The sequence below is a fragment of the Mesocryomonas lacus genome (assembly GCF_055730105.2).
Window position 1 is genome coordinate 37,042 of record NZ_JBUZWF020000005.1, and the last position, 15,137, is coordinate 52,178.

A 15,137-nucleotide genomic window follows, 5' to 3' on the forward strand; every position below is an offset into this window, starting at 1 on the left:
TCGATCGCCGTCATGGACGAAGAGGCGGCGCCGATCCGCATCCTCTTCGTCTTCGCCTGGCTGGTGGTGGGCGGCGAGGAGACCGAGGTCCGGCTCCTGGCCGAGCATCTCGACCGCCGCCACACCCAGATCGACGTCGTTGCCTGCTTTCGCATGCCGAACATGCCGGAGCAGACGCATGCCCAGCTTGAGGCGCTCGGCATCGACGTCGACCGCACGCCCTACACGCTCTCGTTCGAGGACACGGTGTCCTACCTCGCCGGCAAAATTCCCGGCTACGACATCGCCGTTTCCTGCCAGAACGTCGCCGACATCTATCCGGCGCTGGAGCGACTGCACCTCCGGCCGCCGTTGATCGAGCATGGCGGCCTCGTTTCCGAGGCGCTGGGTGGGCCAAAACACCTGACGGCGCGCTATGTCGGGGTCTGCCGCTCAATCCGCGACGCCGCGGCCGGCCGCATGCCCGGGCGGGAGGAACACGCGCTCGAAATTCCGTCAATGGTCGACCTCGCCGCCTTCGATAGGTCAGCCCGCGCACCGACGCGACAGGCGCTCGGCATCGCTGAGGGCGTGCCGCTGGTCGGCTGGGTCGGTCGGCTCGATCCGAAGAAGCGCGTCGAGGACTTCATCGACGCCGCGGCGCTGGTGCTGAAGGCGCGCCCGGACGCCCGATTTCTCGTCATCGGCGGGCCAGACGCCTTCATGCCCGACTATGCCCAGACGCTGAAGGCCCGTGCAGCCGCGGCAGGCCTCGGCACGGCGCTGCGCTTTCTCGGCGATCGCCCGGATATTCCGCAGCTGCTGTCCGCGCTAGATGTCTTCGTCTGGCTGTCGCGCGGCGAAGGGATGCCGCATGTCGTTGCCGAGGCCGGCGCCGCCGGTCTGCCGGTCGTCGTCACCGCCGATAACGGCACGCTGCAGCAGGTGACGGACGGCGAGACTGGCCTGTTCGTGCCGCACGAAGACCCCGCCGCCGTCGCTGCCAGCGTGCTGCGCCTTCTCGGCGATGCCGACCTCCGCAGTCGGCTCGGCCAGGGATTGCGGGCAAAGGTTGAGGAGACCTACGCGACCGCCGTCGTGGTGCAGCAATGGCAGGCACTGTTCAGCGAGGTGCTGGCCGAGCGCCATGCCGAGGCCGTCGCGCCAACGCTCTTCCAAAGCTTCTTTCACGGGGGCTTCGAGTCCTCGACACACCGCCGTGCGCACGACCGTCGCCGGCTCGACATGATCGCCGCCACCCGCCACGACGCGGAGGCGGAGAGCGATTTCCGCTTGCTGCAGCGACACGGCATCCTGACCGTACGCGACGGGCTGCGCTGGCACCTCATCGAGACGGTGCCAGGCACCTACGATTTCGCGAGCCTGCGCGCCCAACTCGCCGCCAGCCGCGCCACCGGCATGCAGGTGATCTGGGACATCCTGCACTATGGCTGGCCGGACGATCTCGACATCTGGGGCCCGGACTTCCCGCCGCGTTTTGCCGCGTTCGCCGCCGCGGCCGCGAAGGTCATCGCTGCCGAGACCGACGGCGTGCCGTTCTTCGCCCCGGTCAACGAGATTTCCTTCTTCGCCTGGGGCGGCGGCGACGCGTCCTACCTCAACCCCTTCGCGCGCGGCCGCGGCCATGAGCTGAAGGTGCAGCTTGCCCGCGCCTCGATCGCCGCGATGGAAGCGATCCTCGCCGTCGTGCCGACGGCACGCTTCGTCCATGCCGACCCCGTGATCAACGTCATCTGCGATCCCGGCCGGCCATATGACGCCCCTGCCGCCGAGGGCCACCGCCAGGCGCAGTTCCAGGCCTGGGACATGCTCGCCGGCCACGCCTGGCCGCAGATCGGCGGACGGCCGGCGCTGCTCGACATCGTCGGCGTCAACTACTACTCGAACAACCAGTGGATCCATGGCGGCCCGCCGATCGATGTCGGCCACGCCCTCTACAAGCCCTTCCGCCGCATCCTCATCGAGACCTTCGCGCGCTACGGCCGGCCGATCTTCGTCGCCGAGACCGGCATCGAGGGAAGTCGCCGGCCGGAATGGCTCGCCTATATCTGCGCCGAGGTGCGGGCGGCGATGCGCGCCGGCGTACCGGTCGAGGGCATCTGCCTCTATCCCGTGCTTGACCACCCCGGCTGGGACGACGAGCGCTACTGCCCGAACGGCCTCCTGCAACTGGCAAATTTCGCATCGGGACAGTCAACGGGGCGTGATGTGTTCGAGCCCCTCGCCCGGGAACTGGCGAAGCAAGCTTCGCTGTTTAGGTAATTAAAGAGGTACCTGACATAGGATTTGTGACCGGGCTCGGAGCGGTTTGGCTGTTGGCAGGATGGCGGTCTCGACAGTGAGAGCGGCCAAAACCGTGCGATTGGCATGGGCGTCATATGCCGGATCATCGTTCAGCCAAGCGAAACGGCTGGCACGATTTATATCGCCTCGATCGTTACGCCATCGCAACTGCAAAGCTGCCCAGGGGCTCGGAGCCATCGTTCCGCAGCGGATGGCCAGCTGGCGCTAAAATGATGCGAGGCCCGAGGGCCGCGAAAAGGTTGGTGTCAGCCAGCCCTGTTCCCACCATCGTCAGCAGCTCTTACCGCATCGATCCGTCCCGCAGACCGGATCGTCGCACCGTTTCAATTCTCTCCTCTCGCTGCGAGTCCGTGACATGCCCCACATCACCACAGATGATCTCGACATCTCCTACGTGGAGGCAGGCGATCCCGAGGCGCCTGCCGTCCTTCTTCTGCACGGCTGGCCGGATGACGCCTCGACATGGGATGAGGTCATCCCGGCTCTCGAGGCCGCGGGTCTGCGGACCATCGTTCCGACCTTGCGGGGGTTCGGCGACACGCGCTTTCGCAACGCCGCGGCCCCGCGAACCGCGAACAGCGCCATGCTCGCGCTGGATGCGATTGCGCTGATGGATGCGCTGGGCATCGTGGATTTTTCGGTTGCGGGCCATGACTGGGGCTCCAACATTGCCGAGGCGCTGGCGGTCGGCTGGTCCGAGCGCGTCGGCCGCCTGGCGCTCCTCTCGACGCCGCCGCGCCTCGGCGGCATGCCGACGCCGCCCTTCGAGCAGGCGCAGCGGCAGTGGTATCACTGGTTCATGGCGACCGAGCGCGGTGCCGAGGCCGTCCGCCAGGACCGCAAGGGCTTTGCCCATATCCATTGGGTGAACTGGTCGCCGGCCGGCTGGTTCAACGAGGCGACCTTCGAGACGGTGGCGCGCTCGTTCGAGAACCCCGATTGGGCGGAGGTCACCCTTCACAGCTACCGCTCGCGTTGGGACGAGGCCGCGCCCGACCCGCGCAGCCAATGGCTGGAAGACAAGGTGAGGGGGACGAAGACCCTGTCGCTGCCGACGCTCTACTTCCAGGGCGAGGTCGACGACGTGAACCCGCCGTCCGCCAGCAAAAGCGTGCCAGAGAAGTTCACCGGACCGTTCGACATGATCGTCCTTCCCGGCGTCGGCCATTTCCCGCAGCGGGAGGCTCCGGCAGCAGTCGCCGAGCGCCTGGTCGCCCATTTCAGCGAAGGATCGCCGTCCGCGACCTTCCCAAGCAACTGATTACCGGGTGCGAGGAGGACTGGCTCCGCATCACCTCGCCGGCTGGACCTACGGCCCGCAGGTACGCCACCGATGACATCGCGACCTACGCACGGGCTCCAAGCAGCACGGCGCAATGCGCGGCACGCTCGTGGACTTTTGGCGGCAGCGGAAGACGTGCGCCAGGACCACGAGGACCATCACGTGAAGATCGACAGCCCGACCAAGGTGCTCTGAGGAGTTCGCCTCCGGCGGCAAGACCGGCCATCTGCACAGCAATGGCGGTTACCTGAAAACCGAGCCGATCGCCAAGTGCGGCTACCTTCCGCAAGAGGAGCGGCCGGACGCGGTGAACGCGATCCTTCTGGACTTTTTGGATGGCTCGAAGGGCCGTCCTTAACGCGCGATAAGCTCTCTATAATGATGAGGCTGGCGCATCAGGACGAGGTCTTTCCGGCGCACGACATTGGTCGGGTAGGTCCCGCCAAGGGTCGAGGTGTCTATCTCAGCAACAGCCAGTTGGCTGTTTCCTGCGACCCCCGTCTGGCTGTTGCCGGACACGACGGTCTCGCTGCGGGGGAAGGCGAAGCTGTCGGGGCCGAAGACGCCGCTGAGGCCGGGATAGCCGGCGCCGACATCCTCGACATTGGCGAAGGCGAAGTAGCAGTTGTTCTCGCCCGCCCGCACCCGGAAATGGTGCCAGTGCAGCGGATCGGCGCCGGTTGGGATCGGCGCCGGCTGCGCGCTGGCGGTGCCGCCATGGCCGAAGTGGAACCGCGCCTTGATCGCCGCGGGACAGGCGATGACGTCGCAGCCGCGCAGGGCGAGCACCCGGCCCGCCTCCGGGAAGGCGGCGTCGTGGCCGATGAGCAGACCGAGCCGGCCCAAAGGCAGGTCGAACACGGCGAAATCGTCGCCCGCCGTCGCCCAGGCACGGTCGGCGGACGTGAGATGCGTCTGGCGGTAGCGGCCAACGAGGCCCTCCGGCCCGGCGACGACGGCCGTGTTGAACAGAGCCTGCCCGTCCCGCTCGGCGAGCCCCGCGACCACATGCAGGCCGCGGGCCGCCACGCAGTCGAGGAAGGCCGAGACTACCGGCCCATCCAATGGCACCGCGGTCGCCTCGGGATCGCCAAGCCCGGTCAGGCAGCGCTCCGGCAGCACCAAGAGCTCGGCGCCGGACGCCTTCGCCTCGTCGAGGAGGGTGGCGATGCGTGCGAGGTTGACCTCGGCATCGCCGGTCGGCGCGAACTGTCCGGCCGCTACCGTCGCCACGCGCCCGGCCGACAGCGGCTTCTCGCCGTAGAGGCCGAAGAAGTCGCCGGGGTTCCAGCTGAACGTGTTGGTCATCAGCTCCATGTAGAGCGCCGGCCGGCGCTGCGCGAAGACCGCCTCGCCGAACACCTTGCCGATGCCGGGATGCGCGGGGTCGATGGTCGCGAGCGCGAGGCCGTCGCCGGTGTCGATCGAGGCCAGGATCTCGGCGTCCGGCGCGATCACGCAGGAGCCGCCCGAGAACTGCACGCCGCGCTCCAGCCCCCAGCGGTTGCTCTCGACGAGGTGGCAGCCGTTCTCGAAGGCGCGGCTGATCCAGTAGGGTGCCGGGGTCCGCTCGGCGAGCCAGTTGGAGATGTGGCAGATCACGTCGGCGCCGCCGAGCGCGGTCAGCCGCGCGGTCTCGACGAAGTGGATGTCCATGCAGATGAGGAGCGCGATCCGGCCGAGCGGGGTGTCGAACACCTGGTGGCCGAGATCGCCGGAGGCCGCCCATTTCGGCTCGGAGATATAGGGATGCGTCTTGCGATGGGTGCCGATCACACCGGCCGGGCCGATCAGCACGGCCGAGTTGTAGTAGAGGTCGCTCAAAGGATCGACCTCCGGCATGCCGATGACGATGTGGACGCCGAGGCGCTTGGCGACCGCGGCGAAGCGGTCCGTCGTCGGGCCGGGGATCGGCTCGACCTGCGGCTTCACCTCGGCCCGGTCGAACCAGCAATAGCCGGTGGTGCCCATCTCGGGCGTGACGATGAGCTTTGCGCCCTTGCCCGCGGCCTCCTCGACGAGCGCGAGCAGGCCGTCGATGTTGGCGGCCTTCGCGCCGAGCGTCGGCTCGAACTGCACGGCGGCGGCGGTGTAGGCGGGAAAGGTCATGGGCGCACTCCGGCGGCGCCGGCGGCTTGGCCTGCCGGACGAGTGGACATGGGAGGATTCGGGGCAGACGAAAATCGGCGGGCCGGCGGGCATCCGCTGGCGCGAGGACACTGCTGCCTTTCGGCTCCGGGGGGAGGCACGCCCCCCCGGAGCCGGCGTGGGATCAGGCCGGGCTGCCGGCGATGGTCTTCAGCAGCGAAGCGCCGACGGTGTATTTCGGGTCGACCATGTTGCCGAGCCGGACGCGGCCGCACTGGGTGAGGAGCATGTAGGCGTCGATCTCGTCAAAGCCGAAATCGGCCGCCATCCATCGGATCAGCTCGCGATAGGCCTGGCGGGTCGCATCCTCCATCGGCCGGGACGAGCCGATGGTCATGTAGAACTTCTCGTTCTCCAGCCGCGGCGTCTTGATCGTCCAGCCCTTGATCAGGTCGATGCGGATGGTGGTCACCGTCGGGTGCTCGATGGCGACGCCGCAGAGCTCGCCGTCGCCCTGCGCGGCATGGCAGTCGCCGAGGTAGAGATAGGCGCCCTTGGTGTTGACGGGGAGATAGATCACCGCGCCCGGGCCGATGTCCGGAAGATCCATGTTGCCGCCGTAATAGTCGGGGACGAGCGAGGAGATGGCCTCGATCTCCGGCGCCGTGCCGATGGTACCGATGAACGGCTCGTAGGGCAGCGTAATGCGGTCGTTCCACTTGACCCCGGTCTCGGCGTCGACATGCACTTTCTTCACCCGCTCCGGCAGCGGCGCGGTCAGCATCGCGGTGTCGTGCGTCGGCACCAGGCCGCCGAATTCGGGCATGATCACCGTGGTGCCGCGCGGCTGCTCGCCGCGGGGGACGATGCTCTCGATGTAGACGGCAAGCGTGTCGCCCTTCTCCGCGCCATTGACCCAGATCGGACCGTTCTGCGGGTTGAGGAAGGGGAAGTTCAGGATTTCGCTCGGCTTGTCGGTCTCGTGCTTGATCGCACCCTCGAAGGCGTCGTGCGTCTCGGCCGAGACGACGGCGCCGGGGTCGACCCGCAGCACCGGCTCGACGAAGGCGCCGTAGACGTAGTGGTACTTGCCCTGGCTCGCCTCGGTGATCGCGTGCGTCGTCTCCGCCCTTCCCCCGGCGACGCCGCGGCGGGCCATGATCGATTGTTCCAACCAGCTCATGGTTCTCTCCTCTTTGATCCCCGGCTTTGCCGGCGGTTGGGACCTTCGCGGCCCCGCTGTTTCGCCCGAAAGGTCTTCGCCCTTGCAGGTCTCAGACCGCCAGGAAACGCCGGACCGCGTCGCGGTCCTCCAGCGTCTCCGGCGGAATTTCCGTGGTGATCCGCCCCTTGTCCATGACGTAGCAGCGCTGCGCCATGGCGCGGATCATGTCGATGTTCTGCTCGACGAAGACGATCGAGATGCCGGTCTTGCGGTTGAGCTCGACCATGATCCGCGCGATGTCCTGGACGATATTGGGCTGGATGCCCTCCGAGGGCTCGTCGAGCAGGATCAGCGAGGGACCACCCATCAGCACCCGGCCGATCGCCAGCTGCTGCTGCTGGCCGCCCGACAGCGTGCCGGCCCGCTGGTCGCGCCGTTCGGCAAGGATCGGGAAATAGCCGAAGATCTCGTCCAGTCGTCCCGCCGGCGCCGCCTTACCCGAGATCGACAGGCCGACCTCGAGGTTTTCGAGGACGCTCATGCGCGGGAACACGTCGCGGCCCTGCGGCACGTAGCCAATGCCGAGCCGGGCGCGCTTGTGCGCCGCCATGTCGTCGATCGCGGTGCCGCCGAAGACCACCGAGCCCTTGTCGGCCGGCAAGAGGCCGATCAGGCTCTTCATCAGCGTCGACTTGCCGACGCCGTTGCGACCGATCACGGCGACGATCTCGCCCGCCGCCACCTGCATGTCGACGCCCTGCAGCACCGGCTTGCCGCCATAGCCGGACCAGAGGCCGACGGTGTTGATGAGGATCTCGCTACGCATCGGACTGCCCCAGATAGATCGCGGCCACCCGGTCGTCGGCGACGATCTCGTCGATCGACCCTTGCGCGAAAATCTTGCCGAAATGCAGGACCGTGACCTTCTCTGCGATCTGCCGGACGAAGGTCATGTCGTGCTCGACGGCGAGGATGGTGACGCCGTCGCGGTTCAGCGCTTGGACCATCTCGCCGGTGGCGAAGGTCTCGTCGGGCGTCATGCCGGCGGTCGGCTCGTCGAGGAGCAGGAGCTGCGGCTTCAGGCTGATCGCCATGCCGATCTCCAGCCATTGCTTCTGCCCGTGGCTGAGATTGCCGGCGAGCTGCGTGGCGGCGTCGGTGAGTTTGAGGAAACCGAGCAGCCGGTCGATCTCGTCCGCAAGATCGGCTTTGGCGAGATGGTGCTGCAGGGCGATGACGAGATTCTGCCGGACGCTCAGCGCCTTGAAGATGCCGGGCACCTGGAACTTCACCGAGATGCCGCGGCGGATCCGCTCGAACGGCTTCTTCCTGGTGATGTCCTCATCGCGGTAGAGGATGCTGCCGGAGGTCGGCAGGTGCTCGCCGAGGATCAGCTTGAACAGCGTCGACTTGCCGGCGCCGTTCGGGCCGATCAGGCAGTGGATCTCGCCGGGCTCGAGGGCGAAGTCGACGCCGCCGGTGACGTGCAGGCCGCCGAACCATTTGTTGAGGGCGCGGGTCTCAAGGATCGGCATCAGGCGGGCTCCCCGCTCGGCTTGCGGCGGAAGGCGCGACCGACAAGGGCGCCGAGGCCGAGGACGATGCCGCGCGGGGCGACGAGGACGGTGATCACCAGCAACAACCCCATGACGACCAGCGCGTACTGGCTGCCGTAGATCGTCAGCGCTTGAAAGCCGGCGAGCACCACCAGCGTGCCGAGGAGCGTCGCGGTGAGGTCGCTGCGGCCGCCGACGGCGACCCAGACGATCGGCAGGGCGGCGGCGGTCATGCCCATCGAGGACGGCGTGATGTACTGACCCCAGGCGGTGTAGAGGACGCCCGAGAGGCCGGCGAGGCCGGAGCCGATGACGAAGGCGCCAAGCTGGTATTTGCGGATGTCGTAGCCGAGCATTTCCGCCCGCTGCGGGTTCTCGCGGATGGCGACGAGGACGTTGCCGAAGCGCGAGTTCACCAGCATGCGCAGCGCGAGATAGGCGATCACCAGCAAGGCGAGCGTCACGTAGTAGAGCGCGACGTCGGGGAAGAGCACGATGTCGCCGCCCGGCCAGGGAATGGTGAGGGGCGACATGCCGCCCATGCCGTTGAAGCCGTTCAGGCGGGCGGTTCCGACCTTCCACTCCGGCCCGGCGGTCTGCGACATGAAGCGCTCGAGCACCAAGGTGACGGACAAGGTGACAATGCCGAGGAAGACGCCGCTGATCCGCCCGAAGAACAGGAAGTAGCCGAGGACCGCGGCAAACAGCGCCGAGATCGCGACCGCAGCAACGAGCGAGAACAGCGTCAGGCCGTAGGCGTCGCCGAGGTTGATCGCGAGGATGCCGTAGGAATAGCCGGCGACGCCGAAGAAGGCCGTCTGCCCGAAGGAGAGCGCGCCGCCATAGCCCCAGATCAGCGACAGGCCAAGCGCCATGAAGCACCAGTTGAAGAAGTAGACGTTGTTGCCGACGTCGTAGCCGTCCGCAAACAGCGGATAGGCGGCGGCGAGCGCGAGGACAATGGCGAAGCCGGACCAGAATTTCGGTCCCTTGCCGAAGGTCTGCGGGCCTTCGAAGCGCGCGGCGAACGCTCCGAGGCGGGAGGTGTTGCGGGCCATCAGGCTCTCTCTTTCAGGATCCAGCCGGACAGGCCGCGCGGCAGGATGCGGATGACGACGATGACGGCGACGAGGAGGCCAATCTGGCCGAACAGCTGCCCCTTCCACGAGGTGAGCGCCGCCTTGATGATGCCGAGGATGGCGGCGGCCGGCGCGGTGCCGAGGAAGATGTCGGCGCCGCCGACGACGACGGTGACGAAGGCCTCGACCACGAAGGATGCGCCCATGGTCGGCACCAGCGTCATGGTCGGCGCGTAGAGCCCGCCGCAGAGGCCGGCGAGCGCGGCCCCTAGGCCGAAAGTCAGGCTGTAGATCAGCCGCGTGTTGACGCCGAGCGCCTCGGCGATCTCCGGCACCTGAATGGTAGCGCGGGCGAGAATCCCGAAACGGGTGCGGGTGAAGACGAGGTAGAGGCCGGCGAGCGTCGCCGCCGCCGCCAGCATCAGGACGATGCGGTAGGACGAGTAGGAATAGCTGCCGAGGGTGAAGCTGCCGAGCGGCGTGCCGGTGCCCTGCATGGTCGAGCCCAAGAGGATCAGCGTGCCTTGCGTCGCGATCATCGAGACGCCCCAGGTGGCGACGATGGTGTCGAGCGGCCGGTCGTAGAGATGGCGGATGATCAACCGTTCGAGGATCATGCCGACGAGGCCGGCGACAACAGCCCCGACGAGGATCGACAGCGGCAGCGGCAGGCCCATCCGCGTTGCGGTGGCCGAGACGTAGGCGCCGCAGAGGATGAACTCGCCATGCGCGAGGTTGATGACGCCCATCATGCCGAAGATCACGGCAAGGCCGCAGCCGGCAAGGACGAGGAAGGCGATCGCGTCGCCCGCCTGGTAGAGAAAGGTAAAGGCGTCGTGGAGGACGTCCATGCTGTTTCGATCCGATGTCTCAAGGAGAGGCGGGGATAGAGACGCTGCTTTCTTCTCCCCGCCGGGGAGAAGGTCGCGGCAGCGGGATGAGGGGGCAGCGCCCTTGCAGGGTTGGCCAGAGGCTGCAGCCCCCTCATTCGCCCCTTCGGGGCACCTTCTCCCCGGAGGGGAGAAGAATGGCCGAGGGCGTTCAGGTCAGTTGGCGGCCGGCGGGGGGCTCGACGGGGTGTACTGCTCGCTCGGATCGTTCTTGGTCAGGTCGCAGCCGGCCTCGCCCAGCCAGTAGGGCTTGATGTCCTGCCAGACCTTCGGGAAGGTGATCGAGTGATCGTCGCCGACCTTGGCGAGGTAGATCGTGTGCGACATGTGCTGGCTCTTCGGGTCGATGCAGACCTTGCCCTCCGGCGCGTCCATGCAGACGTCGCCCTTGGCGATCACCGCGCGCAGGTCGTCGCGCTTGGTCGAGCCTTCCGCCCGCTCGACCATCTGCTTGTAGAGATAGACGGCAAGGTAAGAGTTCTCGGCCTCCTGGTTGACGTAGGGCTCGTCCGGGAACTTGGCGTGCCACTTCTCGAGGAAGGCTTTCGACGCCGGGGTGTCGACTTCCTCGATGTAGTTGGTGGTGACGTACATGTTGGCGAGCGACGGCGGCTTGAAGCGCTTGTGCTCGTAGCCCTGGCCGACATTGACCGAGGAGGCCATCGGCACCTTCACGTTGGCGGAAGCCGCCTGCTCGTAATACGAGGCCTGGGCGGTGCCGACGAGAAGCGTGACGAGGACGTCGGGCTTCTTGGCCTGGATGTTCTGGATGGTCTGCGAGAACTGCGAGACGCCGAGCGGGATGAACTCCTCGCCGACCATGGTGCCGCCGTTCTCCTTGACGATATTGCGGACCCATTCGGCGGAGATCTGGCCGAAATTGTAGTCGGCGGCGATCGTGTAGACGTTCTTGCCGTACTTTTCCATCATCCACGGGATGAGCGTCGAGAACTGCTGCTCGGGCACCGCGCCGGTGACGACCATGTTGGCGTCGCAGACGCCGCCCTCGTACTGGTTGTTGTAGAAGGCGAAGCCGTCGAACTGGTTGACGATCGGCCGGTAGGCCTCGCGCGAGGCGGAGGAGAAGCCGGCGAAGACGACGTCGACCTTGTCGCGTTGCAGGACGCGGCGCATGAATTCCTGGTAGCGCGTGTTGTCGGACTGGGTGTCGTAGGTGACGAGCTCCAGCGGCCGGCCGGCGATGCCGCCGGCCTTGTTGATCTCTTCGGTCGCGAGCTCGATCCCGTGCACCTTGCCGATCGTGGCGACGGCGAAGTCGCCCGACTGGTCCTCGAGCACGCCGAGCTTGATCGGCTCGGCGGCGATGGCCGCCCCGGAAACGAGCAATAGTGTCCCTAGCGCCGCGAGGACGCCCTTGGCTCTGGTCTGCATCAGATGCTCCCGTGTTGAAGGGCCGGCGGGGATGCGCGTCATGCGGGCCCTGGCCGGTATCGTTCGAGCTGTTGGGCCCGTCGGCCCGCGCGGATGCTCCTGCCGCGCCCTTCGCTACTCCCCGATCCGCTGCCGAAGCGGCGTCTCGGGGTCTTCCTCGCCGGTCCATTTCTGGACCAGCATCTCGGCAAAGGCCTCGACGCTCATTCGCGCGCGCATGGCTTCGCGGCGCAGCCGGTCGTAGGCGATCTCGTCTGAAACCCTTTCGGCCATGACGATCTGCACCACCGCCTTGATGACGAAGCGGCGCTGGCGCCGGCGCTGCTCGTGGCCAGCGATGTCGGCGACGAGCTGGCGCTTGCGGGCGTGCTCGTTGACGCCGAGCACCAGTGCCTGGAACAGCGTCGCGCCGTGCACGGGCTTGGCGATGAAGGCGGTCGAGCCGATCTGCATCAGCGCCTTCAGCCGGCTCGGCGCCTCGACGCCGACCATGCCGATCACCGGCACGGGCGAGAGATCGCAAGGCGCCAAGTTCGGCCATTGCAGCGGCCGGTGGAGATCGCCGTCGACGATGAGGATGTCGCGCTCGGGGTCGAGCCCTTCGGCCGACAGCTGCGCGCCGTCCTCACCGAGCGGCACCTGCTGGACGCTGAGGCCGAGCTTCGGCAGCGTCGCCGACAGCGTCTCGATCGCCCGCCCGTCGCGCGAGATCACCAGGGCGCGGGCCTGGCTGAAATTCTGGATGAAGCGGGGCGCGCTCACGAGACCACCCGCAAGGCCGGCCGGGCCATCGCCGCCGGCGTCACCGCATGGCGCACCATATAGGGGTCGGGGCGCAAGGGCGCGCGGGCCTCGACGACGATGTCGAACTGCCCGTCGCGGCGCGAGCGGCCGATGCGCGGCGTGAGAAAGGCGTGGAAGGTCTCGGGATCGAGATGCACCTTGCCCTGCGGCGCGTCGATCACCTGGCTGAGGGCCGCCCGCTGCACCGCGGCGACGTCGTCGGTGCCGGCTTCGTTCAGCGCCAGGCCCAGCAGCCGCACGGCGAGATAGGCCGCCTCCGCCTCGACCGAAACCGAGGGACCGTCCGGGAACTGGGCGTCGTAAGCGGCGACGAAGGCGCGGTTGCGAGCCGTCGGGATCGAGGCGAAGTAGACGCTGGAGCTGAGGTGCCCGTCGACGGCGCCCTCCCCGATCTCCTCGAGCTCGGGCTCGGAAAGATTGCAGCTGGCGATGGGATAGCGCGCGACCTGGTCGATGCCGCGGGCTGCGCAGGCGGCGCGGAACTTGCGGAAGAAGGCGTAGGCGGACTGGCCGATCAGCGCGTTGAAGATGAAGTCCGGCTCGGTCTCGAAGATCGTCTCGATCACCCGGTCCATATCGGTATCGCCGACGGCGAGGTAGCGCTCGGCGACCACCGTGCCGCCGCGGGCGAGGATGTCCTCCCGCAGCACGCGGTTGCTCTCCCAGGCCCAGATGTAGTTGGAGCCAAGGCAGAAGGCGCGTTCGCCATAGGTGGAGACGAGGTGGCCGATCAGCGGCGAGATGTGATGGTTCGGCGCCGAGCCGGTGTAGACGACGTTCGGCGAGGATTCGAAGCCCTCGTAATGCGCGGGGTACCAGAGCAGCGCGTCACGCTTCTCGAACAGCGGGATGACGTCCTTGCGGCTCGACGAGGTGTAGCAGCCGACGACGTGGCGGATGCCTTGCCCGAGCAAACCCTCTACTGCCTCGGCATAGGCCGGCAGCACGCCGGCGGGATCATGGTGCACCGGCTCCAGCGTCACGCCGAGCGCGGGATCGGCCGAAAGCTCGCGGCAGGCGAGCAGCGCCCCGTTCAGCATCGACCGGCCGACCGCGCCATAGGAGCCGGTGGTCGAGAGGATCAGGCCGATGGGGTGAAGGCGCCGTGCCATGGGTGTCCAAACGCAAAAAGCCCCTCAGCATGACTGCTGCGAGGCGAAGGTGCCGGTCGATGTCGGGTATGTCGCACACGTTCTGACGCGATATCGAGCAGCTCTGCTCTGCGCCTAGGATTTAAGCTGACGCCGGATCACGCCGAAGTCAAGCGGGGATTTTGCGGTTTTGCAAACCCTCACTAGGGTGACCGTCGCAATGCCTGAACGCGCTTGCCAAGCCCTGCCAAATGCGAAAGCCTGTCGCCGTCGCGGCCACTGGCAGCGCGCTTCCCCTCCCACGCTCCCTTCGCACGGAAAGGCAAATCCCATGGATCTCGGCTTGAAAGGCATGACGGCCATCATCACCGGCGGCACCAAGGGGATCGGCTGGGCGATCGCCGAGACGCTCGCCCGCGAGGGCTGCGCCGTTGCAATCTGCGCGCGCAACCAGGCCGAGGTCGAGGCCGCCGTCGGTCGGCTGGAGTCGCTCGGCGTGCGCGCCACGGGCTCTGCCGTCGACGTCGCCGACAGCGCGGCGCTGAAGGCCTTCGTCACCGCCACGGGAACCGCACTCGGCGGCATCGACATCGTCGTCGCCAATGTCAGCGCGCTCGCCGTCGGCGCCGACGAGGAGAGCTGGTACAAGGAATTCGAGACCGACATGATGGGCACCGTGCGCCTCGTCGACGCCGCGATGCCGTTCCTGGAAGCCAGCGGCAAGGGCTCGATCGTCACCATCTCCAGCGTCTCCGGCCGCGAGATCGACTTCGCCGCCGGCCCCTACGGCACGATGAAGGCAGCGATCATCCACTACACGCAGGGATTGGCCTACCAGCTGGCGGGAAAGTCGATCCGCGCCAACACCGTCTCGCCCGGTAACACGAAATTTCCCGGTGGGATCTGGGACCAGATCGAGGCCGGCAACCCGAAACTCTTCGCCGACTCGCTGGCGCTCAATCCGACCGGCCGGATGGCGACACCGCAGGAAATCGCCAACGGCGCCGTCTTCCTCGCCAGCCCGGCCGCGAGCTTCATTAGCGGCACCAACCTCGTCATCGACGGCGCCCTGACGCGCGGCGTGCAGTTTTAGAACGCGCCGGCCCCATCAGCGAAGGGGCGCGTCTCACTTTCTTCCGAAGGCGCTCGGTGTAACGCCTTCGGCTCGGACAGTAACTCATTATACCAGTTGACGAGTCGATGAGTTTCCGGAACTATGCGGCGGCGGGTGACAGGCTGGGAGGCTGCTCGCTGAGGACGGTGTGCTGCCATCGCTTGTCGATCGGACATTCACCGTCAGACCGACATGATCCGGGAGGAACATCAGTGCTCGATCATTTTCCAATTTCGAAACCCGCAGCCGCGCCATTCCCGTGTCGCTCGGCACTCTTGCTGAGGGCATGACCGGATTCCGGCCAAGATCTTCACGCCGGTCGTCGTAGGTTTGCGGCCTGGACTCACGCCGCGTACGCCCGGCTCGGTCGCG

Annotated in this window: 13 protein-coding genes; 4 read left to right on the plus strand and 9 right to left on the minus strand. The window is 67.2% G+C overall.

Going from position 1 to position 15,137, the window contains the following annotated elements:
• The first annotated feature begins 12 nt into the window (after window positions 1-12).
• From ACZLZQ_RS17360 to ACZLZQ_RS17370, 3 genes are all read left to right on the plus strand, one after another.
• On the plus strand, window positions 13-2,262 hold the full coding sequence (locus tag ACZLZQ_RS17360) for a glycosyltransferase (protein WP_472950672.1): 2,250 nt from the start codon (window positions 13-15) through the stop codon (window positions 2,260-2,262).
• A 397-nt stretch (window positions 2,263-2,659) separates the two neighbouring features.
• Complete coding sequence (locus ACZLZQ_RS17365; protein ID WP_472950438.1) at window positions 2,660-3,565, plus strand: alpha/beta fold hydrolase; 906 nt, start codon at window positions 2,660-2,662, stop codon at window positions 3,563-3,565.
• 72 nt (window positions 3,566-3,637) lie between these two features.
• Window positions 3,638-3,781, plus strand: a complete 144-nt coding sequence (locus tag ACZLZQ_RS17370; protein ID WP_472950439.1) for a hypothetical protein — start codon at window positions 3,638-3,640, stop codon at window positions 3,779-3,781.
• Between the two features lie 159 nt (window positions 3,782-3,940).
• Here ACZLZQ_RS17370 and ACZLZQ_RS17375 read toward each other — a convergent pair whose 3' ends face one another.
• The 9 genes from ACZLZQ_RS17375 to ACZLZQ_RS17415 all read right to left on the minus strand — a co-directional run bounded on the left by ACZLZQ_RS17375 (window position 3,941) and on the right by ACZLZQ_RS17415 (window position 13,672).
• Window positions 3,941-5,695 carry a nitrilase-related carbon-nitrogen hydrolase gene (locus tag ACZLZQ_RS17375; RefSeq protein WP_472950440.1) on the minus strand — a complete coding sequence of 585 codons (1,755 nt, stop codon included), beginning with the start codon at window positions 5,693-5,695 and terminating at the stop codon, window positions 3,941-3,943.
• Between the two features lie 163 nt (window positions 5,696-5,858).
• Window positions 5,859-6,857, minus strand: a complete 999-nt coding sequence (locus ACZLZQ_RS17380) for an acetamidase/formamidase family protein (protein ID WP_472936246.1) — start codon at window positions 6,855-6,857, stop codon at window positions 5,859-5,861.
• Window positions 6,858-6,948: 91 nt separating this feature from the next.
• Entirely contained in the window at window positions 6,949-7,665 is a 717-nt protein-coding gene (locus ACZLZQ_RS17385; RefSeq protein WP_472950441.1) for an ABC transporter ATP-binding protein, read from the minus strand.
• Window positions 7,658-8,374, minus strand: coding sequence for an ABC transporter ATP-binding protein (locus ACZLZQ_RS17390; RefSeq protein ID WP_472950442.1), 717 nt, complete (start codon window positions 8,372-8,374; stop codon window positions 7,658-7,660). Before ACZLZQ_RS17390 ends, ACZLZQ_RS17385 begins: the two co-directional genes overlap by 8 nt.
• Window positions 8,374-9,453, minus strand: a complete 1,080-nt coding sequence (locus ACZLZQ_RS17395; RefSeq protein ID WP_472950443.1) for a branched-chain amino acid ABC transporter permease — start codon at window positions 9,451-9,453, stop codon at window positions 8,374-8,376. The genes ACZLZQ_RS17390 and ACZLZQ_RS17395 overlap by 1 nt, the downstream gene beginning before the upstream one ends.
• Window positions 9,453-10,325: an ABC transporter permease subunit gene (locus ACZLZQ_RS17400; protein ID WP_472936250.1), complete on the minus strand. Its 873-nt coding sequence runs from the start codon at window positions 10,323-10,325 to the stop codon at window positions 9,453-9,455. The genes ACZLZQ_RS17395 and ACZLZQ_RS17400 overlap by 1 nt, the downstream gene beginning before the upstream one ends.
• A 195-nt stretch (window positions 10,326-10,520) precedes the next feature.
• Window positions 10,521-11,756, minus strand: a complete 1,236-nt coding sequence (locus tag ACZLZQ_RS17405) for an urea ABC transporter substrate-binding protein (protein ID WP_472950444.1) — start codon at window positions 11,754-11,756, stop codon at window positions 10,521-10,523.
• Window positions 11,757-11,870: 114 nt separating this feature from the next.
• Entirely contained in the window at window positions 11,871-12,518 is a 648-nt protein-coding gene (locus tag ACZLZQ_RS17410; RefSeq protein ID WP_472950445.1) for an ANTAR domain-containing response regulator, read from the minus strand.
• Window positions 12,515-13,672, minus strand: a complete 1,158-nt coding sequence (locus tag ACZLZQ_RS17415) for a transporter substrate-binding domain-containing protein (RefSeq protein ID WP_472950446.1) — start codon at window positions 13,670-13,672, stop codon at window positions 12,515-12,517. The genes ACZLZQ_RS17410 and ACZLZQ_RS17415 overlap by 4 nt, the downstream gene beginning before the upstream one ends.
• A 310-nt stretch (window positions 13,673-13,982) precedes the next feature.
• Here ACZLZQ_RS17415 and ACZLZQ_RS17420 point away from each other — a divergent pair, with 310 nt between their 5' ends.
• Entirely contained in the window at window positions 13,983-14,744 is a 762-nt protein-coding gene (locus ACZLZQ_RS17420) for an SDR family NAD(P)-dependent oxidoreductase (RefSeq protein ID WP_472950447.1), read from the plus strand.
• Window positions 14,745-15,137 lie beyond the last annotated feature (393 nt).

What these genes read in the sequence shown, in the direction of transcription:
- ACZLZQ_RS17360 (WP_472950672.1), top strand. Translation starts at nt 13, where the DNA reads ATGGACGAAGAGGCGGCGCCGATCCGCATCCTCTTCGTCTTCGCCTGG.
- ACZLZQ_RS17365 (WP_472950438.1), top strand. Translation starts at nt 2,660, where the DNA reads ATGCCCCACATCACCACAGATGATCTCGACATCTCCTACGTGGAGGCA.
- ACZLZQ_RS17370 (WP_472950439.1), top strand. Translation starts at nt 3,638, where the DNA reads ATGACATCGCGACCTACGCACGGGCTCCAAGCAGCACGGCGCAATGCG.
- ACZLZQ_RS17375 (WP_472950440.1), bottom strand. Translation starts at nt 5,695, where the DNA reads ATGACCTTTCCCGCCTACACCGCCGCCGCCGTGCAGTTCGAGCCGACG.
- ACZLZQ_RS17380 (WP_472936246.1), bottom strand. Translation starts at nt 6,857, where the DNA reads ATGAGCTGGTTGGAACAATCGATCATGGCCCGCCGCGGCGTCGCCGGG.
- ACZLZQ_RS17385 (WP_472950441.1), bottom strand. Translation starts at nt 7,665, where the DNA reads ATGCGTAGCGAGATCCTCATCAACACCGTCGGCCTCTGGTCCGGCTAT.
- ACZLZQ_RS17390 (WP_472950442.1), bottom strand. Translation starts at nt 8,374, where the DNA reads ATGCCGATCCTTGAGACCCGCGCCCTCAACAAATGGTTCGGCGGCCTG.
- ACZLZQ_RS17395 (WP_472950443.1), bottom strand. Translation starts at nt 9,453, where the DNA reads ATGGCCCGCAACACCTCCCGCCTCGGAGCGTTCGCCGCGCGCTTCGAA.
- ACZLZQ_RS17400 (WP_472936250.1), bottom strand. Translation starts at nt 10,325, where the DNA reads ATGGACGTCCTCCACGACGCCTTTACCTTTCTCTACCAGGCGGGCGAC.
- ACZLZQ_RS17405 (WP_472950444.1), bottom strand. Translation starts at nt 11,756, where the DNA reads ATGCAGACCAGAGCCAAGGGCGTCCTCGCGGCGCTAGGGACACTATTG.
- ACZLZQ_RS17415 (WP_472950446.1), bottom strand. Translation starts at nt 13,672, where the DNA reads ATGGCACGGCGCCTTCACCCCATCGGCCTGATCCTCTCGACCACCGGC.
- ACZLZQ_RS17420 (WP_472950447.1), top strand. Translation starts at nt 13,983, where the DNA reads ATGGATCTCGGCTTGAAAGGCATGACGGCCATCATCACCGGCGGCACC.